This window comes from Pseudomonas sp. PSPC2-3 (genome assembly GCF_049898265.1).
GTDB classification, from domain to species: Bacteria; Pseudomonadota; Gammaproteobacteria; order Pseudomonadales; family Pseudomonadaceae; genus Aquipseudomonas; species Aquipseudomonas veronii.
Map to the genome: position 1 here is coordinate 85,268 of NZ_JAFCXJ010000007.1, position 22,649 is coordinate 107,916.

The following is a 22,649-nucleotide window of genomic DNA, read 5'->3' on the forward strand; positions in this document are numbered from 1 at the left end:
ATAACTAAATGTCCGGCCAAAGTGATCCCCCCACACGCTGGCGTTGTGAGTGTTGCCTATGCCGTTGCAAGCCGTTCGCCCGAAGATCCTAGGTTTTATCAATGAGCAGGTATCGGCTTGGTTGATGGCATTGGTGGTGTTTCTGGGCGGTAGCGCCTTGACGATCATCGTCGCCTGGGCGACATCCGACCTCTATCAACAGCAGGGGCGCCAGCGTTTCCAGCTGTTGGTCAATGAGCGATTCACCCGTCTGCAGGAGCGTTTCGAGGACCAGGAGCAACGCCTGACCAGCCTGCAACGCTTCTTCGTCAATTCCAATGATGTGTCCCGCGACGAGTTCGACGGTTTCGCCCAGCCTTTGCTGCTGCGTTCCCGGGCCTATGCCTGGGCGCCGCGGGTTATGCGTGATCAGCGCGCTCAGTTTGAACAGGACGTATCGCGCCTGCGCGGTCTGCCGTTCAGCATACGGGAACTGAATTCACACGGTGAGTTGGCCCCGGCGGTGGAGCGCGATGAATACGTGCCGGTCCTGTACAGCCAGACCCGAAGCCTGCTCGGTTCGCCGCTGGGCTTTGACCTGCTGGCCCAGCCGCTGCGGCGCTCGACCCTGGAGCGCGCACAAGCGAGCGGCAAGCTGGCCGTGTCCCAGCCCATGCAGTTGGTGGGGGTGGAACCGGCCTATGCCACCGGGGTGTTATTGGTCGCGCCGGTCGTCTCCCCGGGCGGAACAGAACCCTACGGCTTTGTGATGGCCGTGATCAGCATGCGCCAGTTGATGGCCGACGGCTTGCCCAAGTCGGATCGCGATAATCTGGTGACGCAGATCGTCGACACTTCCGACCAGCAAGGGCGCCTGTTGTACGAATCCAGCAATGCCCTGGCCGACAGCGATCTGGTCGCCGCGCGTCGCCTCACCCTCGGCGATCATGTCTACGCCCTGAACCTGCGCCCCAGCCAGGTGTTCGAACAGGGCAACGGCTCGTCGTTGGTCCCGATCCTGGCCGTGGGCGGGCTCTTCAGCCTGTTGCTCAGTGTCTTGCTCTATATGTTGGTCAGCCAGCGTCAGCGCGCCTTGAAACTGGTGGAGCAGCGTACCGTGCAGCTACGCCTGCGCGAGCAGGAACTGCGCAGCGCCCATGGCCAGTTACGCAGTGTGCTGAACGCCGCGACGCAGGTTGCGATCATTGCCACCGACTTGCACGGCGTGATCAACACCTTCAACGCCGGTGCCGAGCAGATGCTGGGGTTCAAGGCCGAGCACATACTCGGCCGCTCGACCCTGGAGAGCCTGCATGTGGCGGCGGAGCTGGATGTGCGTGCGGCGAGTCTGAGCATTGCGTTGGGCCGGCGAATCCCGCCGAGCCAGGCGATGCTGGTGGAGAGCCCGGGCAGCCCGCACGAGGCGCGCGAGTGGACCTTGGTGCGCGAGGATGGCAGCCGTTTGACGGTGAATATGTTGGGCACCGTGTTGTTGGATGACCATGGCTTATGGGTTGGGCACCTGGCGATGTACCTGGATGTCACCGAGCAAAAACGCGCCTATGAGGCCCTGGCCGTGCGCGACCGTCTGCTGAAAAAGCTCAGCGCCCATGTCCCGGGCGGGATCTTCCAATTCACTCTGGAACCCCAGGACAAGTGGCGGTTTGTCTACGCCAGTGATGGCATGCGCGATATCTATGAGATCGACACAGGGGTGCTGCAACGGGATGCAACGCAGGTCTTGGAGCGCATCCACCCGCTGGACGTCGAGCGGGTGCGTGCGTCGATCCGCTTATCCGCGTTGCAATTGAGCCACTGGCGCGAAGAGTACCGCGTGCAACTGCCGCAACGGGGCCTGCGCTGGATTCGCGGTGAGGCCACGCCGGAAGAACTGCCGGGCGGCGGTACGCTGTGGCATGGCTATGTGTCGGACATTTCCGATCTCAAGCGCGTGGAAGAAGAACTGCGCGCGCTGTCCATCACCGATGCCCTCACCGGGATCCATAACCGTCGGTATTTCCAGGATCGTCTCAAGGCTGAGATGGTCCGCCTCAATCGCACCTCGGGGGCGTTGTCGGTGATCATGCTGGATATCGATCACTTCAAGCGTATCAACGACCAGTACGGCCATGCGGTCGGCGACGGGGTGTTGCAGGAACTGTGCAAGCGCATCAGCCAGCGTCTGCGCCGCACCGATGTGTTCTGTCGCCTGGGTGGCGAGGAGTTCATGGTGTTGTGCCCCAACACCGACGGCGCCCAGGCCTACGGTTTGGCGATGGAGCTTTGGCGGGCGCTGCGCGATGCGCCGATGGGGACGGTGGGAGTCGTCACCGCCAGCTTCGGGGTGGCCAGTTGGCGGGTCGATGAGGGGATCGACGGGTTACTGCTGCGCGCGGATTCGGCGGTGTACGTGGCCAAGCAGGCGGGCAGGGATCGAGTCGAAGCGGAACGCTTGCCGGTGTGAATGTCGACGTCGTACACAACCTGTGGGCGCGGGTTTGCCCACAGGTTGTGGCGGTGTCTAGAGGACTGGCGCCGCTGCCGCCAGCTTTGGCTGGCGGTACAGGTCCAGCAGCACCTGGTCGAGCACCGACGACGCACCCCACGGCTTCGGATCGTTGAGGATCGCCACCACCACCCAGGTATTGCCGTTGTTGTCGCGGCTGAACCCGGCGATGGCGCGCACGGTGTTCAAGGTACCGGTCTTGACGTGGGCTTCACCGCGCATGGCGGTGGTCTTCAGGCGTTTACGCATGGTGCCGTCGGTGCCGGCGATTGGCATCGAGCTGATGTATTCCGCGGCGTAGGGGCTTCTCCACGCGGCTTGCAACATGGCCGCCATCTCACGCGCGCTGACGCGTTCGGCACGGGACAGGCCCGAACCGTTCTCCATCACCAGGTGCGGTGAGGTGATGCCTTTTTTCGCCAGCCACTGGCGTACCACGCGTTGCGCGGCCTTGGCATCGTCGCCGTCGGCGTCGTTGCGGAACTGCGCGCCCAGGCTCAGGAACAACTGCTGGGCCATGGTGTTGTTACTGTATTTGTTGATGTCGCGGATGATTTCCGCCAGGTCCGGCGAGAAGGCCCGCGCCAGTACCTTGGCGTCCTTGGGCACCGGTGCCTGGATGTCACGGCCCTGGATGGTGCCGCCCAACTCCTGCCAGATCGCCCGCACGGCGCCGGCGGTGTACGTGGCGTGGTCGAGCAACGACAAGTAGGTCTGCGAGCTGCAGCCATCGCCCAACTGGCCGCTGACGGTCACGGTGATGCTGCCATCCGCCGCCGTCACCGGGTTGTAGCGCACGTCGCCGGTACATTGCTTGGCGTTGGACGCCTTGACCTGATTGTCGATGCGAATGCTGGCGATCGGCGGCTCGACCGACACGATCACGCGTCCCGAATCGTTGCGGGTCACGAAGCGCAGGGCCTTGAGGTTGACCAGCAAGGCATCGGGCTTGACCAGGAACGGTTTGTTCTCGTCATTGCCGTCGTCATTGAATTCCGGCAGTTGCGGCGGGATAAAGAAGCTACGGTCCAGCACCAGATCGCCGGTGACTTGCTGCACGCCATTGGCCCGCAGGTCGCGCATCAGCAGCCAGAGTTTTTCCATGTTCAGCTTGGGATCGCCGCCGCCCTTGAGGTACAGGTTGCCGCGCAATACACCACCGCTGAGGGTGCCGTCGGTGTAGAACTCGGTCTTCCACTGGTGGTTGGGGCCGAGCATTTCCAGGGCTGCGTAGGTGGTGACCAGCTTCATGGTGGAGGCCGGGTTCACCGAGACGTCGGCATTGAAGACGGTGGGGGTGCCGGGGCCGTTCAACGGCAGCATCACCAGGGACAATGCGGTGTTCTGCAACTTGGCCTTCTGCAGGGCCTGTGCAACGTTGGGTGGCAGGGTGTTATTGATCGGGGCGGCGGTGGCGGAAAAAGCCAGCGGCAGGAGAACGCCGGCAAGGAGCAATGGACGCAAAGATTTGATCATAAGGAATAAAACCCTACTGCTGAGGAGGGTGAAAAAGGCGAGGGGTATGTAAGAAAATCCCTCAGTAGTCATGAAAGTGTCGGCATTATGCCCCAAGCTGGAACCACTTGTAGCTGAACGATAGCTGCTAATCGGGGTTTTTTTTCCAGGCATTTCGCCGCCTGTCCCAGAGAGTCGGGCAATCGCTGCCTTAAGCTGCTAAAGTGCCGCCCGTTATTACTTATGAGGATTGTTCCAATGGCGACTAACCGTTCCCAGCGTCTGCGCAAAAAACTGTGCGTTGATGAATTTCAAGAGCTGGGTTTCGAACTGAACCTGGACTTCAACGAAGGCCTGAGTGAAGAAGCTATCGACGCTTTCCTCGAAGCATTCATCAAAGAAGCCATGGAAGCCAACGGTCTGGGCTATGTCGGCGGCGATGACTACGGTCTGGTTTGCCTGCAGAAGCGTGGCTCGGTCTCCGAAGCGCAGCGTGCTGCCGTTGACGCCTGGCTGAAAACCCGTTCCGAGCTGACCAAGGCTGAAGTCAGCCCGTTGATGGACGTGTGGTATCCGGAAAAGCCGATCAACGCGGCTAAGTGATACTAAACAAAACGGCGACCTGAGGGTCGCCGTTTTTTTATGCCTTGCGCCAGTTCAGAATCAGCAGCGTCAACACCCCCGCCACGATCCCCCAGAACGCCGACCCGATGGAAAACAACGTCAAGCCTGACGCGGTGACCATAAAGGTGATCAGCGCCGCTTCCCGTTCCTTCGGCTCATTCATGGCGATGCTCAAGCCATTGATGATCGAGCCAAACAACGCCAATGCCGCAATCGACAGCACCAGTTCCTTGGGCAATGCTGCGAACAAGGCCGCCAATGTGGCGCCGAACACCCCGGCAATGCCGTAGAACACGCCACACCAGACTGCCGCCGTGTAGCGCTTGTTACGGTCTTCATGGGCGTGGGGTCCGGTGCAGATCGCCGCACTGATCGCCGCCAGGTTGATGCCGTGGGAGCCGAACGGCGCCAGCACCAGCGAGGCCAGGCCGGTGACGGTGATCAGCGGCGACGCTGGCACGTTATAGCCGTCGGCGCGCAACACTGCGACGCCCGGCATGTTTTGCGAGGTCATCGCCACCACGAACAGCGGGATGCCGATGCTGATGGTCGCCGCCAGCGAGAAGTGCGGCGTGGTCCAGACCGGCGTTGCCACTTCCAGGTGAAAGCCGCTGAAATCCAGGAGCCCCATCAGCCCGGACAGCACGCTGCCGATCACCAGCGCGGCGAGTACCGCATACCGCGGCGACAGGCGTTTGATGAGCAGGTAGGTGAAAAACATCCCCAGCACCAGGCCGGTGCGATGCTGCGCGGCGACGAAAATCTCGCTGCCGATCTTGAACAGAATCCCCGCCAGCAAGGCCGCCGCCAGCGACGCAGGGATGCGTCTGACCAGTTTTTCGAAGCTGCCGGTCAGCCCGCAGAGCGTCACCAGCACCGCGCAGGTGATGTAGGCGCCGATGGCTTCGCCGTAACTGACGCCGCCGAGGCTGGTGATCAACAGCGCTGCGCCGGGTGTCGACCAGGCAATGGTGATCGGTGTGCGGTAGCGCAGGGACAGGCCGATGCTGCACACCGCCATGCCGATGGAAATCGCCCAGATCCACGAGGAAATCTGCGCGCTGGTCAAACCGGCGGCTTGGCCGGCCTGGAACATGAGCACCAGGGAGCTGGTATAGCCGGTCATCATGGCGATGAAACCGGCGACGATGGCCGAGGGAGAAGTGTCGGCCAGTGGGCGCAAGGGCGCTTGGGTGGCGTCGGTCATGGCGAGGTGTTCCTTTTACCTGGGAGTTTGCCAGTGAAGGCGCAGATTCAAGCCTAAACTCAAACGTAACGACTCATTGCAATACAGCCGGGCTCGCAAACAGCCGTACAGTGTGTTGGCGCATGGGGTTGTGTACAATGTGCGCTGATTTTAGCTGATACTTGCCAGCGCCTCTTTGTTGCCGTATTACCGTTAATTCGCCGCCGTTCTCCCGATCCGAGTGCCCATGAACGAACAGTTGCAACCTCTCAAGAAACAACCGCGAGCCAGCAAGACCGGCCGCAGCGGAACCCAGGACGATATCGTCTACGCGCATATCTTCGAGGCGATTCTCGAACAACGCCTGGCACCCGGTACCAAATTGAGCGAAGAGGCACTCGGCGAAATCTTTGGCGTGAGCCGCACCATCATTCGCCGCGCGCTGTCGCGCCTGGCCCATGAAGGCGTGGTACTGCTGCGGCCCAATCGCGGCGCGGTGGTGGCCAGCCCGAGTGTCGAAGAAGCGCGCCAGGTGTTCCTGGCCCGGCGCCTGGTCGAGCGGGCGATCACGGAGCTGGCGGTGCAGCACGCCACGGCGGAGCAGTTGGCCGAGTTGCGGCAGATGGTCAACGACGAACGCGACAGCTTCTCCCGCGGCGATCGCGGTGCCGGTATCCGCCTTTCCGGCGAATTCCATCTGAAGCTGGCCGAAGCGGCGAAGAACGCGCCGCTGATCAGCTTCCAGCGCAGCCTGGTGTCCCAGACCTCATTGATCATCGCGCAGTACGAAAGCGGCAACCGTTCGCACTGTTCCTACGATGAACACAGTCAGTTGATCGATGCGATCGAAGCCCGAGACGCGGCGCTGGCAGTGAATTTGATGATGCATCACATGGATCATATCGACAGCAAGCTCAACCTCGACGAGGAAAGCGCGTCGGATGATTTGCATGCGGTGTTCTCGCATTTGTTGCAGAGCAAGAAGCCGGGGCGTTCGTCGGTCAAACTCTAAGCCCGATCAAAAAATGTGGGAGGGGGCTTGCCCCCTCCCACATTTGGGTTTGTGGCATATCTGAAATTAGCGTTGGTGGACCAGATTACCGGCCGCATAGGTCTGCAACACCGCCCGGTCATCCCCCAACGTCATCAATACAAACAACCTCTCGGCAATGTCCTTGGCCTGCTTCATGCGATAGCTGAGCAGTGGCGTGGCGTTGTAGTCCAGCACCAGGAAGTCCGCATCGGTACCCGGCTGCAACGTGCCGATCTTGTCCTCCAACCGCAGCGCCCGCGCACCGCCCAGGGTGGCCAGGTACAGCGACTTGAACGGGCTCAGTCGCGCGCCTTGCAGTTGCATGACCTTGTAGGCTTCGTTCAACGTCTGCAGCAACGAGAAGCTGGTGCCGCCGCCGACGTCAGTGCCCAGGCCCACGTTGAGTTTGTGCTTCTCGGCCATCGGCAGGTTGAACAGCCCGCTGCCGAGGAACAGGTTCGAGGTCGGGCAGAATGCGACTGCCGAGCCGGTCTGCGCCAATCGCGCGCATTCGTCATCGCACAGATGCACGCCGTGGGCAAACACCGAGCGTTCGCCCAATAGCTGGTAGTGGTCGTACACATCCAGGTAGCCGCTGCGCTCGGGGAACAGCTCGTTGACCCACTCGACTTCCTGCTTGTTCTCACTGATGTGCGTCTGCATGTACAGGTCGGGGTATTCGCCCAGCAGTTGCCCGGCCAGCGCCAATTGCTGCGGCGTGCTGGTAGGTGCGAAGCGCGGCGTCACCGCATAGTGCAGGCGGCCCTTGCCGTGCCAGCGTTCGATCAGCGCCTTGCTCTCCTGGTAGCCGGATTCGGCGGTGTCGGTCAGGTAGTCGGGGGCGTTGCGGTCCATCATCACCTTGCCGGCGATCATGCGCAGGTCGAGTTTTTCGGCGGCCTCGAAGAATGCCTGCACCGATTGCGGATGCACGCTGCCGAACACCAGCGCGGTGGTGGTGCCGTTGCGCAGCAGTTCCTTGATGAAAATCTCCGCGACGTCCTCGGCATGGGCCTTGTCGGCGAACTGGCGTTCGCAGGGAAAGGTGTAGGTGTTGAGCCAGTCCAGCAACTGTTCGCCATAAGCGCCGACCATGCCGGTTTGCGGCAGGTGGATATGCGTATCGATCAGCCCGGGGGTGATCAGCGCGTCCTGGTAGTGGGTGATTTCGACCTCGGCGGGCAGGTGCGGCAGCAGGTCGTGGGCGTGGCCCAGGGCGCTGATCCGGCCGTTGTCGATGACCAGCAGGCCGTCTTCGAAATACTCATAGGACGCCTCGATCCCCACTTCGGCGGGGTCGGCGAGGCTGTGCAGGATGGCGGCGCGGTAGGCTTTGCGAGTCGAAGGCATGGTGATCTCAATTTAGATAGCTTGGCTGCGACGCGAAGCCGGCAGCAGTTGGGCAATGGGTTCGGCGCTCGCGGTGTGCTGGCCGAAATGGGCGTTATAGGTGGCGATGATTTCGCCGGCGATGGAGATGGCGATTTCCACCGGCAATTTGCCCTTCACTTCGCTAAGGCCCATGGGACAGCGCATGCGTTGCAGTTGTGCGGCGTCGACGCCGCGATCCCGCAGGCGGTGTTCGAACTTGACGCGCTTGGTCTTTGAACCGATCAGGCCGAAGTAGGCAAAGTCATTGCGCTTGAGCAGGGCGGCGCTGAGTTCCAGGTCCAGCGCGTGATTGTGGGTCATCACGATGCAGTAACTGCCTACGGGCAGGTCGGCAATTTCGTCGACCGGTTCTTCGCTGACGATTTTGCGCACGCCTTGTGGGATGTATTCCGGGAACTCTTGCTCGCGCGAATCGATCCAGCGCACCCGGCACGGCAGGCTCGCCAGCAACGGCACCAGGGCGCGGCCGACGTGGCCGGCGCCAAATACGGCGATCTGTGCCTGCACCTGGCCCATGGGTTCGAACAGCAGCACGGTCGCGCCGCCGCAGCACTGGCCCAGGCTCGCGCCGAGGCTGAAGCGCTCCAGATGGGTGTGTTGCTGGCCGCGGGCGAGCATGTCGCGGGCGATCTGCATCGCTTTGTATTCCAGGTGCCCGCCGCCGATGGTGTCGAACGTGTGTGCGGCACTGATGACCATCTTCGAACCGGCATTGCGCGGCGTGGAGCCGAGCTCTTCGATGATGGTGACCAGTACGCAGGGCTCGCCCTGGTTTTGCAGGTTGGCGAGGGCGCTGATCCAGTTGTTCATGTCTACCTCAACATTTCTGTTGTCAGTTCTACCGTCATCGGGGGCAAGCCCCCTCCCACACTTGAATGTATTCACAGATCAAAAATGTGGGAGGGGCAAGCCCCTTCTCACACTTGAATGTATTCACAGATCAAAAATGTGGGAGGGGCAAGCCCCTTCCCATACTTGAATGTATTCACAGGTGAAAAATGTGGGAGGGGCGGTGCGACGATTCGACTTGCCCCCGATGGCAGCACCTCGATTTACAGCGAAGCCATCTCGGTTTCAGCCTCAACCGCCTTCGCAGCCCCCAACTTCCGCATCTGCTCACACCCCCACAACACCCGCTCAGGCGTCGCCGGCGCATCGATGTTCGGCTGGTGGCGATAGTCACCTAGGCTCGCCACCGCATCCTTGATCGCGCACCACGAGGCAATCCCGAGCATGAACGGTGGTTCGCCCACGGCCTTGGAATGGAACACCGTGTCTTCCGGGTTCTTACGGTTTTCCACCAGCTTCACGCGCAAATCCAAGGGCATGTCGGCCACGGCCGGAATCTTGTAGCTGGCCGGACCGTTCGTCATCAGCTTGCCCTTGTCGTTCCACACCAGCTCTTCCATGGTCAGCCAGCCCATGCCCTGGATAAAGCCGCCTTCGACCTGGCCGGTGTCGATGGCCGGGTTCAGCGAAGCGCCGACGTCGTGGAGGATGTCGGTGCGCAGCATCTTGTATTCGCCGGTCAGGGTGTCGACGATCACTTCGCAGCAGGCCGCGCCGAACGCGAAGTAGTAGAACGGCCGACCGCGCGCCTGGCTGCGGTCGTAGAAGATTTTCGGGGTCTTGTAGAAGCCGGTGCTCGACAACGACACCTGGGCGAAATACGCCTGCTGGATCAGGCTTTCAAAGCTCAGGATCTGCTCGCGCACGCGCACATGGCCATTGTGGAATGCCACGTCCGCTTCGCTCACCGCGTAGTGGCGCGCGGCAAATTCCACCAGGCGTTGCTTGATGGTTTCGGCGGCGTTCTGCGCGGCCTTGCCGTTCAGGTCGGCACCGCTGGAGGCGGCGGTCGGCGAGGTGTTGGGCACCTTGTCGGTGTTGGTGGCGGTGATCTGCACACGGTCGATGTCCACCTGGAACACCTCGGCCACCACTTGCGCGACCTTGGTGTTCAAGCCCTGGCCCATCTCGGTGCCGCCGTGGTTCAGGTGAATGCTGCCATCGGTGTAGATATGGATCAGCGCGCCGGCCTGGTTGAGGAAGCTGGCGGTGAAGGAAATGCCGAATTTCACCGGGGTCAGCGCCAGGCCTTTTTTCAGGATCGGGCTGTGGGCGTTGTAGCGGCGGATCGCCTCGCGGCGCTCGGCGTATTGGCTGCTGGCCTCAAGCTCGGCGGTCATCTCTTCGAGCAGGTTGTGCTCGACGGTCTGATAGTAGTGGGTGACGTTGCGCTCGGTCTTGCCGTAATAGTTGGCCTTGCGCACCGCCAACGGGTCGAGGGCCAGATGACGGGCGATGGCGTCCATCACTTCTTCGATGGCGACCATCCCTTGCGGGCCGCCGAAGCCGCGGTACGCGGTGTTGGACGCGGTGTTGGTCTTGCAGCGATGGCCGTTGACCGTGGCGTCGCCCAGGTAATACGCGTTGTCGGCGTGGAACATGGCGCGGTCGACAATCGAGTTCGACAGGTCCGGCGAGCAGCCGCAGTTACCCGCCAGCTCCAACTGGATGCCGTGCAAGCGCCCGCTGTCGTCGAAGCCGACGTCGTATTCGATATAGAAGGGGTGGCGCTTGCCGGTCATCAGCATGTCTTCGACGCGCGGCAGACGCATCTTGGTCGGCTGCCCGGTAAGGCGCGCGACCACCGCACACAGGCACGCCGGGCTGGCGGCCTGAGTCTCCTTGCCGCCGAAACCACCGCCCATGCGGCGCATGTCGACGACGATCTTGTTCATCGACACGTCGAGCACTTCGGCCACCAGCTTCTGCACCTCGGTGGGGTTTTGCGTGGAGCAGTAGACGATCATGCCGCCGTCTTCGGTGGGCATCACCGAGGAAATCTGGGTTTCCAGGTAGAAGTGTTCCTGGCCGCCGATATGCAGCGTGCCCTGGATGCGATGCTTCGCGGCCGCCAGCGCCGTTGCCGAATCGCCGCGTTGATGGGTGTGACTGTCCAGCACGAAATGCTGGTTGCGGTAGGCCTCGACCACGTCCAGCACCGGCTCCAGGTCTTCGTATTCGATCACTGCGGCCAGCGCCGCTTTACGCGCGGTTTCCAGGTCGCGGGCGGCCACGGCCAGCACCACCTGGCCGACGAACTGCACGGTGTTGATGGCCAGCAGCGGATCACCCGGCAGCAGCGGGCCGATGTCTTTGAGCCCCGGCACGTCTTCGTGGGTGATGACGATACGCACGCCGTCGAAGGCGTAGCAGGGCGCGGTATCGATGTTGAGGATTTTGGCGTGGGCGCGGTCGGACAGGCGCGCATACAGGTGCAACTGGTTGGGGAATTCCAGGCGGTCGTCGATGTACTGCGCTTCGCCGGATACGTGCTTGGCGGCGCTGTCGTGCTTGACGCTGCGGCCGACGCCGGAGGTCAGGTCCTGAGAAAACAGCTCGGCCAGTTCGGCCTGGGTTTTTGCCACGGCGTGATGGTTAGACATAGGCGGTCACCCGAGTTTCGATGTGCGGCGTTTGCAGCTCGATGAAGTATTTGCGCAGCAGGTTCTGCGCGCTGAGCAGGCGGTATTCCTTGCTGGCGCGAAAGTCCGACAGCGGGGTGAAATCCTCGGCCAGGGCGGCGCAGGCGTGCTCCACGGTGGCGGCATTCCAGGGCGCGCCGATCAGCACGGTTTCGCAGTGTTGTGCGCGTTTGGGCGTGGCGGCCATACCACCGAAGGCGACGCGGGCGTCGCTGATCACACCGTCGTCGATCTTCAGGTTGAACGCCGCGCACACCGCGGAAATATCGTCGTCCAGGCGCTTGGATACCTTGTACGCCCGGAACCCCGTGTGGCCCTTGGGCACGATGATCTTCTCGATGAACTCGCTGTCTTGGCGTGCGGTGACGCGGTAGTCGATGAAGTAATCTTCCAGCGCCAGGGTGCGACGGACGTTGCCCTTGCACAGCACGATCTGCGCGCCGAGGGCGATCAGCAGCGGCGGCGAATCGCCGATCGGCGAGGCGTTGCCGATGTTGCCGCCCAGGGTGCCCTGGTTGCGGATTTGCAGGGAGGCGAAGCGCTGCAGCAGTTCGCCGAAGTCCGGGTATTCGTGGCGCAGCGCGGTGTAGCAATCGGAGAGGGCGGCGGCGGCACCGATTTCCAGGCGATCGTCGAACGTCTCGATGCGCTTCATCTCGTCGATATTGCCGACGTAGATCATCACCGGCAGCGTGCGGTGGAACTGCGTGACTTCCAGCGCCAGGTCGGTGCCACCGGCCAGCAGGCGGGCCTGGGGGTAGGCGTTGTAGAGGTCGGCCAGGTCGGCGACGGTCAGCGGCACCAGGCAGCGTTTGTCGCCGCTGTTGAGTTCAGCGGTGTGCGTCGGCGCGATAGCCTTGAGGCGGGCGATGGTCTGGGCCTCGCGGCTGTCGAACTGATCCTGGGGTTTGTTGCAGCAGGCCTGTTCGGCGGCGGCGAGGATCGGGCGATAGCCGGTGCAGCGGCACAGGTTGCCGGCCAGGGCTTCATGGGCTTTGTCGCGGTCGGGCGCGTCGCTGTTTTTTTGCAGGGCGAACAACGACATCACAAAACCGGGGGTGCAGAAGCCGCATTGCGAACCGTGACACTCCACCATCGCCTGTTGCACGCTGTGCAGTTGGCCCTGGTGCTTGAGGTCTTCGACGCTGATCAACTGTTTGCCGTGCAACGACGACACGAACGTCAGGCACGCATTCAGGCTGCGATAGCGAATCCGCTCGCCCTGCTCGTCGCTGTGCAGTTCGCCGACCACCACGGTGCAGGCGCCGCAATCGCCGCTGGCACAGCCTTCCTTGGTGCCGGGTTTGCCCACATGCTCGCGCAGGTAGTTGAGCACGGTCAGGTTGGGGTCCAGGGCGTGCTCGCTACGGAGTTCCTGGTTAAGTAAAAACTGGATCACGGAAGGCCTCACAGACTCATTATTGTTGTTAACCGCTTTGCGCCGAATCTAGTCATGTCTGACTTTTCGGTCAATGATTTTCTGACCTAAGGGTCAAGAAAATGCGGTCACAACCCTATCAATTATGGTCCAGTCTTCTGGAACCGGCGTTTTTGGGGGCTTCTGGCGGTTCATCGCTGCTTATTTCATGCCAAATTCTTGAAGGTGGGCCGAGCGCCATCAGCGGGCATTTGCGCTACACTGGCGCGCTTGTATCGATAGAAGATTTTGAAGGGAAAACATGACGTTCAAGGCGCCGGACAGTCTCGCCGAGCAAATCGCTCACCACCTCGCCGAACGTATCATTCGCGGCGATCTCAAGCCTGGGGAACGGATCCAGGAACAGAAGGTTACGCTGGCACTCAATGTCAGCCGCGGTTCCGTGCGTGAAGCCTTGCTGATCCTCGAACGTCGCCACCTGATCGCGATCCTGCCGCGCCGTGGCGCCCACGTCACCGAACTCACCGCGCACAAGGTGCAGAGCCTGTGTACGTTGATGGCCGAGCTGTACATCCTGCTCGGCAATGCGGTGGCGCAGGGCTGGCAGACCCAGGCCGACATGGCGCCGTTCGTGCAGATCCAGCAGCGCCTGGTGAGCAATTTCGAACGCCAGGACATCCGCGCCTTCGTCGCAGAAAGCTTCAATGTGATGCGTGCCGCGTACCCCTTCGCCAACAATCCGTATTTGCAGGAAACCGTCGAGAACCTGCAGCCGGCGATGAACCGCGCCTATTACCTGGCCCTGGATCAACGCAAGGCTTCCATGAGCGAATACCTCGCGCTGTTCGAGCAATTGCTCGCCGCCGTGCTCGCCCGTGACTTGCCGCAGATTCGCCTGGTGCTGTCGGCCTACGGCCAGCGCAGTTGCTCGCTGGTGATCGCTGCGTTGGCGGACGCCTAAGCGTGCGGCTCAAGTGCATCAAACTGGCGGGGTTCAAATCCTTCGTCGACCCGACCACGGTGAACTTCCCCAGTAACATGGCGGCGGTGGTCGGGCCCAATGGCTGCGGCAAGTCGAACATCATCGATGCCGTGCGCTGGGTGATGGGCGAGAGCTCGGCAAAAAACCTGCGTGGCGAGTCGATGACCGACGTCATCTTCAACGGCTCCACCAGTCGCAAGCCGGTGAGCCAGGCCAGCATCGAACTGGTGTTCGACAACTCTGACGGCACCCTGGTCGGCGAATACGCGGCCTACGCGGAAATTTCCATCCGCCGCAAAGTGACGCGCGACAGCCAGAACAGTTACTTCCTCAACGGCACCAAGTGTCGCCGTCGGGACATCACCGATATCTTCCTCGGCACCGGCCTTGGCCCGCGCAGCTACTCGATCATCGAACAGGGCATGATCTCCAAGCTGATCGAAGCCAAGCCCGAAGACCTGCGTAACTTTATCGAAGAAGCTGCCGGCATCTCCAAGTACAAGGAGCGCCGTCGTGAGACCGAAAACCGTATCCGCCGCACCCATGAAAACCTCGCCCGCCTGACCGACCTGCGCGAAGAGCTGGAGCGCCAGTTGGAGCGCCTGCACCGCCAGGCCCAGGCCGCCGAGAAGTATCAGGAATACAAGGGCGAAGAGCGTCAGCTCAAGGCACAACTGTCGGCCCTGCGCTGGCAGGCGCTGAACGATCAGGTCGGCCAGCGCGAAGCGATCATAGGCACCCAGGAAATCAGCTTCGAAGCCCTGGTGGCCGAACAACGCAACGCCGACGCCAGCATCGAGCGCCTGCGCGACGGGCATCATGACCTGTCCGAGCGCTTCAATCTGGTGCAGGGCCGCTTCTATTCGGTGGGCGGCGACATCGCCCGGGTCGAGCAGAGCATCCAGCACGGCCAGCAACGTCTGCGCCAGTTGCAGGACGATCTGAAGGAAGCCGAGCGCGCGCGCCTGGAGACCGAGTCCCACCTCGGCCACGACCGCACCTTGCTGCTGACCCTCGGCGAAGAGCTGGACATGCTCACCCCCGAACAGGAAATCACCAGCGCTGCTGCCGAAGAAGCCGCCGCCACTCTGGAAGAATCCGAGACCACCATGCACGGCTGGCAGGAGCAGTGGGACACCTTTAACCTGCGCTCCGCCGAACCGCGCCGCCAGGCTGAGGTGCAGCAGTCGCGCATCCAGCAACTGGAAACCAGCATGGAGCGCCTGGCCGAGCGCCAGCGTCGCTTGCAGGAAGAGCGCGTGCTGCTCGCCGCCGACCCGGAAGACGCGGCGATCCTGGAGCTGAGCGAGCAACTCGCCGAAAGCGAAATGACCCTCGAAGAGCTGGAAGCCAGCGAAGAACAGCAAGTGGAGCGCCTGGAGCAATTGCGTCAGCAACTGCAACAGGCGACCCAGGCCCAGCAACAGGCCCAAGGCGATCTGCAGCGGCTCAACGGGCGCCTGGCGTCCCTCGAAGCCTTGCAGCAGGCCGCGTTGGACCCTGGCACCGGCACCGCCGAATGGCTGCGTGACCAGCACTTGGCCGAACGCCCGCGTCTGGCGGAGGGCTTGAAGGTCGAGGCCGGTTGGGAGTTGGCGGTGGAAACCGTGCTCGGCGCCGACCTGCAAGCGGTGCTGGTGGATGATTTTGCCGGCTTCGACCTGGCCGGTTTTGCCCAGGGCGATCTGCGCTTGCTCAGCCCCGCCGCCGATGGCGCGCGCGTGCCGGACAGCCTGCTGGATAAAGTCGAGGCCGCACTTGACCTGGCGCCGTGGCTGGGCCAGGTCAAGCCGGTGGAATCCCTGGAGCAGGCGCTGGCCCAGCGCGGTCAACTGGGCGCCGGCGAAAGCCTGATCAGCCGCGACGGTTATTGGGTCGGCCGCCACTTCCTGCGGGTGCGCCGCGCCAGTGAGGCGGAAAGTGGCGTATTGGCCCGTGGCCAGGAAATCGTCAAGCTGATCGCCGAGCGTGAAGAGCGCGAAGCCACCCTGGAAAGCCTGGAAACCGAACTGCAGACCCTGCGCGCCACCCAGCGCCAGCAAGAGACCGGCCGCGAACACCTGCGCCGCCTGTTGCAGGACGAAGCGCGCCAGCAGGGCGAATTGAAAGCCCAGTTGTCGGCGAGCAAGGCCAAGGTCGAGCAACTGACCCTGCGCCGCACTCGCCTCGACGAAGAAGTGGCCGAGATGGGCGAGCAGCGCGCCCTCGAACACGAACAGATCGGCGAGGCGCGCCTGCAATTGCAGGAAGCCCTCGACAGCATGGCCGTCGACACCGAGCAGCGCGAATTGCTGCTGGCCCAGCGCGACAGCCTGCGCGAACGCCTCGACCGGGTCCGCCAGGAAGCGCGCCAGCACAAGGACCACGCCCACCAGTTGGCGGTGCGCCTCGGCTCCCTGCGCGCCCAGCACGATTCCACGCGCCAGGCCCTGGAGCGCCTGGAGATGCAGTCCGAGCGCCTGACCGAAAAGCGTGAGCAACTGAGCCTCAACCTGGAGGAGGGTGAAGCGCCCCTGGAAGAGTTGCGGCTCAAGCTCGAAGAACTGCTCGACAAGCGCATGACCGTCGACGAAGAACTCAAGACCGCGCAAATCGCCCTGGAAGACGCCGACCGCGAACTGCGCGACGCGGAAAAACGCCGCACCCAGGCCGAGCAGCAATCCCAACTGATTCGCGGCCAGCTCGAGCAACAGCGCATGGAATGGCAGGCCCTGACCGTGCGCCGCAAAACCCTGCAGGACCAACTGCTCGAAGACGGCTACGACCTGCACGGCGTGCTCAACACCCTGACCGCCCAGGCCAACGAGAAAGACGCCGAAGAAGAACTTGAGCGGATTGCCGCGCGTATCCAGCGACTCGGTGCGATCAACCTCGCCGCCATCGACGAATACCAGCAACAGTCCGAGCGTAAACGTTATCTGGACGCCCAGGACGCCGATCTGGTGGAAGCCCTGGACACCCTGGAAAACGTGATCCGCAAGATCGACAAGGAAACCCGCAACCGCTTCAAAGATACCTTTGATCAGATTAACGGCGGTTTACAGGCGTTATTCCCAAAAGTTTTCGGTGGCGGCAGCGCTTACTTGGAACTGACGGGCGAAGATCTACTCGATACAGGGGTAACGATCATGGCGCGGCCTCCGGGCAAGAAGAACAGCACCATCCATTTGTTGTCCGGCGGCGAAAAAGCCCTGACCGCATTGGCCCTGGTGTTTGCCATCTTCAAGTTGAACCCGGCGCCGTTCTGCATGCTCGATGAAGTTGACGCGCCACTGGATGACGCTAACGTTGGACGTTACGCACGCCTGGTCAAAGAGATGTCCCAGACCGTGCAGTTCATCTATATCACCCACAACAAGATCGCCATGGAAATGGCGGATCAGTTGATGGGGGTGACGATGCACGAGCCGGGCTGTTCGCGATTGGTGGCGGTGGATGTCGAAGAGGCGATGGCGATGGTGGATTCCTGAGCCATGCCGGCAACGAAGATTATCAGCGCGATGTAGGGCGGTTTACCGGTCTGACGAAAGTGGCAAATTGGCATATTTGTTCAAGGCATTTTGACAGACGGTGTAAAGTTATCTTTGGTCGTGCTAGTTTAATGTCAATTTTTCGTATGCGTGGGCAAAACGTCAGTCAGAACATAGAGTTGGCGCCACGTTTTAAAGCGGTTTGCACGGTGCTAAACCCCTTATTTTTCAGCATTTTTTATTAGAGGCACGGGATTACATGGAAATCGGTCTGCGCGAGTGGCTGATCGTCATCGGCATTATTGTCATTGCCGGTATTCTTTTTGATGGCTGGCGCCGTATGCGCGGCGGCAAGGGCAAGCTCAAGTTCCGTCTGGACCGCAACCTGTCCAACTTGCCCGACGACGACGGCAGCGCCGAGCTGCTGGGGCCGCCCCGTGTGCTGGATACCCACAAGGAACCGCAACTGGACGAACATGACTTGCCGTCCATGAGCGCCCCTGTGCGCGAAGCCCGCGAGCCGTCCTCCAAGCGTGGCAAACGTGGCAGTGCCGCCGCCGCCGAGCCGCATCAGGGCGACCTGAACCTGGGCGTGGACGACGGCCCGAGCTTCAGCAGCCGCGATGACGATTTCCCTGACGAGAGCCCGGCCAAGAGTGCGCCGCGCCAGTCGGTGAACGATCAGCCGGCCGCCGAAGAAGTCCTGGTGATCAGCGTGATCTGCCGCGACGCCGCTGGCTTCAAGGGCCCGGCACTGTTGCAGAACATCCTGGAAAGCGGCCTGCGCTTTGGCGAGATGGATATCTTCCACCGCCACGAAAGCATGGCCGGTAATGGCGAAGTGCTGTTCTCGATGGCCAACGCGGTCAAGCCGGGCACCTTCGACCTGGACGACATCGACCTGTTCAGCACCCCGGCGGTGAGCTTCTTCCTCGGCCTGCCGGGTCCGCGTCATCCGAAACAGGCCTTCGACGTGATGGTTGCCGCAGCGCGCAAGCTGTCCCAGGAGCTCAACGGCGAACTGAAGGACGATCAGCGCAGCGTCCTGACCGCCCAGACCATCGAACACTACCGTCAGCGCATCGTCGAGTTCGAGCGTCGCGCCCTGACACAGAAACGCTGAGGTTTGGCCTCAAGCGTTGTCGATAGAATAAGCGCACCAACATTTGAGCAGCTTCGGCTGCTCTTTTGCTTTATGAGAGAACACCCATGACCGCCGCCCACACCCGCATCCTCGAATTGCGCGCTGAACTGGATCAGCACGACTACCGTTATTACGTCCTCGACGAGCCGAGCATCCCGGACGCCGAGTACGATCGCTTGTTCCAGGAACTCAAGGCCCTGGAGGCCGAGCATCCGGAGCTGGTCACGCGTGATTCGCCGACGCAGCGGGTCGGCGGTGCGGCGTTGTCGGCGTTCACCCAGGTCAAGCATGAGATTCCGATGCTCAGCCTGGGCAACGCCTTCGATGAAACCACCATGCTCGAGTTCGATCGCCGGGTGACCGAAGGCCTCGACCTGCCGGCCGGCGACCTGTTTGGCGGCGGTGCTGCGGTGGAATACAGCTGCGAGCCGAAGTTGGATGGCCTGGCGGTCAGCCTGCTGTATCTGAACGGCGAACTGGTGCGCGGCGCCACCCGGGGCGACGGCACCACCGGCGAAGACATCAGCGTGAATGTGCGTACCGTGCGCAATATCCCGTTGAAGCTGCACGGCAGTGGTTGGCCGGCGACCCTGGAAGTGCGCGGCGAGGTGTTCATGTCCAAGGCCGGTTTCGAGCGCCTGAACGCCTCGCAACTGGAAGTCGGCGGCAAGACCTTCGCCAACCCGCGCAACGCCGCCGCCGGCAGCCTGCGCCAGCTGGATTCGAAAATCACCGCCAGCCGCCCGCTGGAGTTCTGCTGCTATGGCATTGGCCAGGTGACGGCGGATATCAGCGACACCCACATCGGCAATTTGCAGCAGTTGCAGAAGTGGGGCATGCCGATCAGTCATGAGCTGAAACTGGCCAAGGGCATCCAGGAATGCCTGGACTACTACCGCGATATCGGCGAGCGGCGTAGCAACCTGCCCTATGAAATCGACGGCGTGGTGTTCAAGGTCAACAGCATTGCCTCCCAGCGCGAACTGGGTTTCCGCGCTCGCGAGCCGCGGTGGGCGATCGCGCACAAATTCCCGGCCATGGAAGAGTTGACCGAGCTGCTCGACGTGGAATTCCAGGTCGGCCGCACCGGCGCCGTCACCCCGGTGGCGCGTCTGAAACCGGTCAAGGTCGCGGGTGTGACCGTGTCCAACGCCACCCTGCACAACATGGATGAAGTGGCGCGGCTGGGCCTGATGATCGGCGACACTGTGATCATCCGCCGCGCCGGGGACGTGATCCCGCAGGTCGTCTCGGTGGTCACCGAGCGCCGCCCGGCACACGCCCGCGCGGTGCATATTCCGGAAAGCTGCCCGGTGTGCGGCTCCCACGTCGAGCGCACGCAACTGGTCAAGCGCAGCAAGGGCAAGGAAACCGTCAGCGAAGGCGCGGTGTACCGCTGCGTCGGTCGCCTGGCCTGCGGGGCGCAGCTCAAGCAGGCGATTATCCATTTCGTCTCGCGCCGGGCGATGGACATCGACGGCCTGGGCGACAAGACCATCGAGCAATTGGTCGACGAAAAACTCATCGCCTCGCCGGCGGATCTGTACATGCTCAAGTACGAACAGATCATCGACCTGGAAGGCTTCGCCGATGTCTCCAGCAAGAAGCTGATCAGCGCCATCGAACACAGCAAGACGCCGACCCTGGCACGTTTCATCTACGCCCTGGGCATTCCCGACGTGGGCGAGGAGACCGCCAAGGTGCTGGCGCGCTCCCTGGCGTCCCTGGAGCGCGTGCAGCGCGCTTTGCCGGAAGTGCTGACGTACCTGCCGGACGTGGGCCTGGAAGTGGCGCACGAGATCCACAGCTTCTTTGAAGACCGCCACAACCAGGACGTGATCGGCGCGCTGTTGGCGCCGGACAAGTGCGGCCTGCAACTGCAGGACCAAGGCGACCTGAGCGCGGAGTTCGCCGCCAGCACCACCCTCGGCGGTTTGCTCGACAAACTCAACGTGCCCAGCGTCGGCCCCGGCGCCGCGCAGAAACTGGCGGACAAGTTCGGCTCCCTCGAAGGCGTGATCAAGGCCGACTGGCTCGATATGCGCCAGGCGCTGCCCGAGAAGCAGGCCAAGGCCGTGCGCGAGTTCTTCGATAACCCCGACCACGCCCAGCGTGCCCTGGCCATCGAGCAGCAACTCGAGGAATTCGGCATGCACTGGCAGAGCGCGAAAAAAGTGATCGAAGGTTTGCCGGAGGCGGGGCACACCTGGGTGCTGACCGGCTCGCTGGAGCGGATGAGCCGCGACGTGGCCAAGGACAAGCTCGAAAGCCTCGGTGCCAAGGTGGCCGGTTCGGTGTCGGCGAAAACCTATTGCGTGGTGGCCGGGCCGGGTGCCGGTTCGAAGTTGGCCAAGGCCAGCGAACTGGGCCTGAAGGTTCTGGACGAAGACGCCTTCGTGGACTTTCTGGCTCGGCACAACATCACCGTCTGACAACTTCTTGTGGTGCGGGCGCTTGCTCCCGCTGGGCTGCGAAGCGGCCCTTCGAAGAAAGTGGAACGATCCCGGGCGCGAAATGATCTAGTCTTCGTCACCCCGGGAGAGATCGCCATGTACCGCTTCTTCGAGCAACTCAGTTCGCGCATCGCCGCACCGTTCACGGCCGAATCCTCGCGCAACAGCAAGGTCTGGCAGTGCCGGTGTGGCCAGTCGCTGTTCTTTCGCAACAGCCAATGCCTGGCCTGCTCGGCGCTGCTCGGCTACCCACCGCAACAAAGCCGCCTGTCTTCATTGCACGCGGGCCCGGTCGCCGACACTTGGCTGCTGGACGACAACCCCGACGCCGGCGCTTTCCGCCGCTGCGCCAACCTCGACAGCCCGGCCGCCTGCAACTGGCTGATTCCCGCCCACAGCACCGCCGCGCTGTGCGTGGCGTGCAGCCTGAATCGCACCATTCCCGACCTGTCGATCGCAGAAAACCCCGAGCGCTGGGGCAAGGTCGAGACCGCCAAGCGCCGGCTGGTGGCGCAACTGATCAGCCTGGGCCTGCAGGTCGTGCCCAAAAGCGTCGACGAAGACAACGGCCTGGCCTTCGACTTCGTCGGCATCGACCTGGAAGGCAATGCGCCGACCACCGGCCATGCCAACGGCCTGATCACCCTCGACATCAAGGAAGCCGACGACGCCCACCGCGAAAAAATCCGCGTGCAGATGCGCGAGCCGTACCGCACCTTGCTCGGCCACTTTCGCCATGAAGTCGGCCATTACTATTGGGATCGGCTGATCGCCAACAGCCACTGGCTTCCAGCGTTTCGCCACCTGTTCGGCGACGAACGCGCCAGTTACGCCGACGCCCTCGACCAGCACTACCAGAACGGCCCGCGCGCGGATTGGCACCACACCTGCGTCAGCGCCTACGCCACCATGCACCCCTGGGAAGACTGGGCCGAAACCTGGGCGCATTATCTGCACATGATGGACGCCGTCGACACCGCCCTGGGCTTCGGCATGAGCGCCCGCGAAATGGACCTGGATTACCAGCCGTTCCCCCGCACCACCCTCTACGACCCCGAACACCCCGGCGGCGCGGCGTTCCTGTCATTCGTCAACGCCTGGATCGAACTGGCCGGCATGCTCAACGAACTGTCCCGCGCCATGGGCCAGCCGGATTTCTACCCCTTCGTACTGCCACCGGCAGTGATCGCCAAGCTGCACTTCATTCACCTGGTCATCCAGGAAGAGGGCGGCAGGGCGGATGAGGCCCTGCAGGCACAGGCATGAAGGAGAGATCCGGGCGGTTAGGGCAAGTGCTTGAACCTCTTCATTTTTTAATCCCGCACTAACGGTTGTAACTTCCGATCAGATCGGTACAATGGCGCGGCTTGCCGAGAGGCCAGCGTCGTTATGGTGACCCCATCGGTCCCCCCGCAACGATTACCCGTGAACCTGGTCAGAGCCGGAAGGCAGCAGCCACAGCGGGAACATTGTGTGCCGGGGTGTGGCTGGTGGGGTTGCCTCCATAACGCTCAAGTAATTGATTATTAACGGTTTTTCACCCTTTGCCACGCGGT

At 62.4% G+C, this 22,649-nt stretch carries 14 protein-coding genes and 1 other RNA gene; 9 read left to right on the forward strand and 6 right to left on the reverse strand.

From position 1 onward, the window contains the following. The first annotated feature begins 58 nt into the window (after nucleotides 1-58). Nucleotides 59-2,443, forward strand: a complete 2,385-nt coding sequence (locus ACP7E3_RS16900) for a sensor domain-containing diguanylate cyclase (RefSeq protein ID WP_126588839.1) — start codon at nucleotides 59-61, stop codon at nucleotides 2,441-2,443. A gap of 57 nt (nucleotides 2,444-2,500) precedes the next feature. Here the strand turns inward: ACP7E3_RS16900 and dacB are convergent, their stop codons facing one another. Beyond that, the gene (dacB, locus tag ACP7E3_RS16905; RefSeq protein WP_046382437.1) at nucleotides 2,501-3,961 is read right to left on the reverse strand and encodes a D-alanyl-D-alanine carboxypeptidase/D-alanyl-D-alanine endopeptidase; all 1,461 of its coding nucleotides are present in this window, start codon (nucleotides 3,959-3,961) and stop codon (nucleotides 2,501-2,503) included. A gap of 237 nt (nucleotides 3,962-4,198) precedes the next feature. On the opposite strand from dacB, the gene ACP7E3_RS16910 reads away from it, so the two are divergent. Next, the gene (locus tag ACP7E3_RS16910) at nucleotides 4,199-4,543 is read left to right on the forward strand and encodes a YggL family protein (protein WP_046382438.1); all 345 of its coding nucleotides are present in this window, start codon (nucleotides 4,199-4,201) and stop codon (nucleotides 4,541-4,543) included. A 37-nt stretch (nucleotides 4,544-4,580) separates the two neighbouring features. Here ACP7E3_RS16910 and ACP7E3_RS16915 read toward each other — a convergent pair whose 3' ends face one another. Further along, nucleotides 4,581-5,771, reverse strand: coding sequence for a benzoate/H(+) symporter BenE family transporter (locus ACP7E3_RS16915; RefSeq protein WP_046382439.1), 1,191 nt, complete (start codon nucleotides 5,769-5,771; stop codon nucleotides 4,581-4,583). A 226-nt stretch (nucleotides 5,772-5,997) separates the two neighbouring features. Here ACP7E3_RS16915 and ACP7E3_RS16920 point away from each other — a divergent pair, with 226 nt between their 5' ends. Further along, on the forward strand, nucleotides 5,998-6,762 hold the full coding sequence (locus tag ACP7E3_RS16920) for a GntR family transcriptional regulator (protein ID WP_046382440.1): 765 nt from the start codon (nucleotides 5,998-6,000) through the stop codon (nucleotides 6,760-6,762). A 66-nt stretch (nucleotides 6,763-6,828) separates the two neighbouring features. Here ACP7E3_RS16920 and guaD read toward each other — a convergent pair whose 3' ends face one another. From guaD to xdhA, 4 genes are all read right to left on the reverse strand, one after another. Beyond that, nucleotides 6,829-8,133, reverse strand: coding sequence for a guanine deaminase (guaD, locus tag ACP7E3_RS16925; protein ID WP_057003812.1), 1,305 nt, complete (start codon nucleotides 8,131-8,133; stop codon nucleotides 6,829-6,831). A gap of 12 nt (nucleotides 8,134-8,145) precedes the next feature. Beyond that, nucleotides 8,146-8,985: a xanthine dehydrogenase accessory protein XdhC gene (gene xdhC, locus ACP7E3_RS16930; protein WP_108524751.1), complete on the reverse strand. Its 840-nt coding sequence runs from the start codon at nucleotides 8,983-8,985 to the stop codon at nucleotides 8,146-8,148. Nucleotides 8,986-9,227: 242 nt separating this feature from the next. Next, complete coding sequence (gene xdhB / locus ACP7E3_RS16935; RefSeq protein ID WP_128192310.1) at nucleotides 9,228-11,627, reverse strand: xanthine dehydrogenase molybdopterin binding subunit; 2,400 nt, start codon at nucleotides 11,625-11,627, stop codon at nucleotides 9,228-9,230. After that, on the reverse strand, nucleotides 11,620-13,065 hold the full coding sequence (gene xdhA, locus ACP7E3_RS16940) for a xanthine dehydrogenase small subunit (protein ID WP_288073882.1): 1,446 nt from the start codon (nucleotides 13,063-13,065) through the stop codon (nucleotides 11,620-11,622). The genes xdhB and xdhA overlap by 8 nt, the downstream gene beginning before the upstream one ends. Before the next feature lie 280 nt (nucleotides 13,066-13,345). Between xdhA and ACP7E3_RS16945 the strand changes: the two genes are divergently transcribed. The 6 genes from ACP7E3_RS16945 (at nucleotide 13,346) to ffs (ending at nucleotide 22,589) form a co-directional block, all read left to right on the forward strand. Then, a complete protein-coding gene (locus ACP7E3_RS16945) occupies nucleotides 13,346-14,005 on the forward strand; it encodes a GntR family transcriptional regulator (RefSeq protein WP_017845232.1) in 660 nt (219 codons plus the stop codon). 2 nt (nucleotides 14,006-14,007) lie between these two features. Next, a complete protein-coding gene (gene smc, locus ACP7E3_RS16950) occupies nucleotides 14,008-17,496 on the forward strand; it encodes a chromosome segregation protein SMC (protein WP_426123778.1) in 3,489 nt (1,162 codons plus the stop codon). A gap of 259 nt (nucleotides 17,497-17,755) precedes the next feature. Then, the gene (zipA, locus tag ACP7E3_RS16955; RefSeq protein ID WP_017845234.1) at nucleotides 17,756-18,619 is read left to right on the forward strand and encodes a cell division protein ZipA; all 864 of its coding nucleotides are present in this window, start codon (nucleotides 17,756-17,758) and stop codon (nucleotides 18,617-18,619) included. Nucleotides 18,620-18,705: 86 nt separating this feature from the next. Next, nucleotides 18,706-21,072 (forward strand): NAD-dependent DNA ligase LigA, encoded by a 2,367-nt coding sequence (ligA, locus tag ACP7E3_RS16960; protein WP_128192308.1) that lies wholly within the window; start codon nucleotides 18,706-18,708, stop codon nucleotides 21,070-21,072. A 117-nt stretch (nucleotides 21,073-21,189) separates the two neighbouring features. Further along, nucleotides 21,190-22,359 carry a zinc-binding metallopeptidase family protein gene (locus ACP7E3_RS16965; protein ID WP_057003816.1) on the forward strand — a complete coding sequence of 390 codons (1,170 nt, stop codon included), beginning with the start codon at nucleotides 21,190-21,192 and terminating at the stop codon, nucleotides 22,357-22,359. Between the two features lie 133 nt (nucleotides 22,360-22,492). Next, nucleotides 22,493-22,589, forward strand: an RNA gene (ffs, locus tag ACP7E3_RS16970) — signal recognition particle sRNA small type. Nucleotides 22,590-22,649: the final 60 nt, after the last annotated feature.

What these genes read in the sequence shown, in the direction of transcription:
- ACP7E3_RS16900 (WP_126588839.1), top strand. Translation starts at nt 59, where the DNA reads ATGCCGTTGCAAGCCGTTCGCCCGAAGATCCTAGGTTTTATCAATGAG.
- dacB (WP_046382437.1), bottom strand. Translation starts at nt 3,961, where the DNA reads ATGATCAAATCTTTGCGTCCATTGCTCCTTGCCGGCGTTCTCCTGCCG.
- ACP7E3_RS16910 (WP_046382438.1), top strand. Translation starts at nt 4,199, where the DNA reads ATGGCGACTAACCGTTCCCAGCGTCTGCGCAAAAAACTGTGCGTTGAT.
- ACP7E3_RS16915 (WP_046382439.1), bottom strand. Translation starts at nt 5,771, where the DNA reads ATGACCGACGCCACCCAAGCGCCCTTGCGCCCACTGGCCGACACTTCT.
- ACP7E3_RS16920 (WP_046382440.1), top strand. Translation starts at nt 5,998, where the DNA reads ATGAACGAACAGTTGCAACCTCTCAAGAAACAACCGCGAGCCAGCAAG.
- guaD (WP_057003812.1), bottom strand. Translation starts at nt 8,133, where the DNA reads ATGCCTTCGACTCGCAAAGCCTACCGCGCCGCCATCCTGCACAGCCTC.
- xdhC (WP_108524751.1), bottom strand. Translation starts at nt 8,985, where the DNA reads ATGAACAACTGGATCAGCGCCCTCGCCAACCTGCAAAACCAGGGCGAG.
- xdhB (WP_128192310.1), bottom strand. Translation starts at nt 11,627, where the DNA reads ATGTCTAACCATCACGCCGTGGCAAAAACCCAGGCCGAACTGGCCGAG.
- ACP7E3_RS16945 (WP_017845232.1), top strand. Translation starts at nt 13,346, where the DNA reads ATGACGTTCAAGGCGCCGGACAGTCTCGCCGAGCAAATCGCTCACCAC.
- zipA (WP_017845234.1), top strand. Translation starts at nt 17,756, where the DNA reads ATGGAAATCGGTCTGCGCGAGTGGCTGATCGTCATCGGCATTATTGTC.
- ligA (WP_128192308.1), top strand. Translation starts at nt 18,706, where the DNA reads ATGACCGCCGCCCACACCCGCATCCTCGAATTGCGCGCTGAACTGGAT.
- ACP7E3_RS16965 (WP_057003816.1), top strand. Translation starts at nt 21,190, where the DNA reads ATGTACCGCTTCTTCGAGCAACTCAGTTCGCGCATCGCCGCACCGTTC.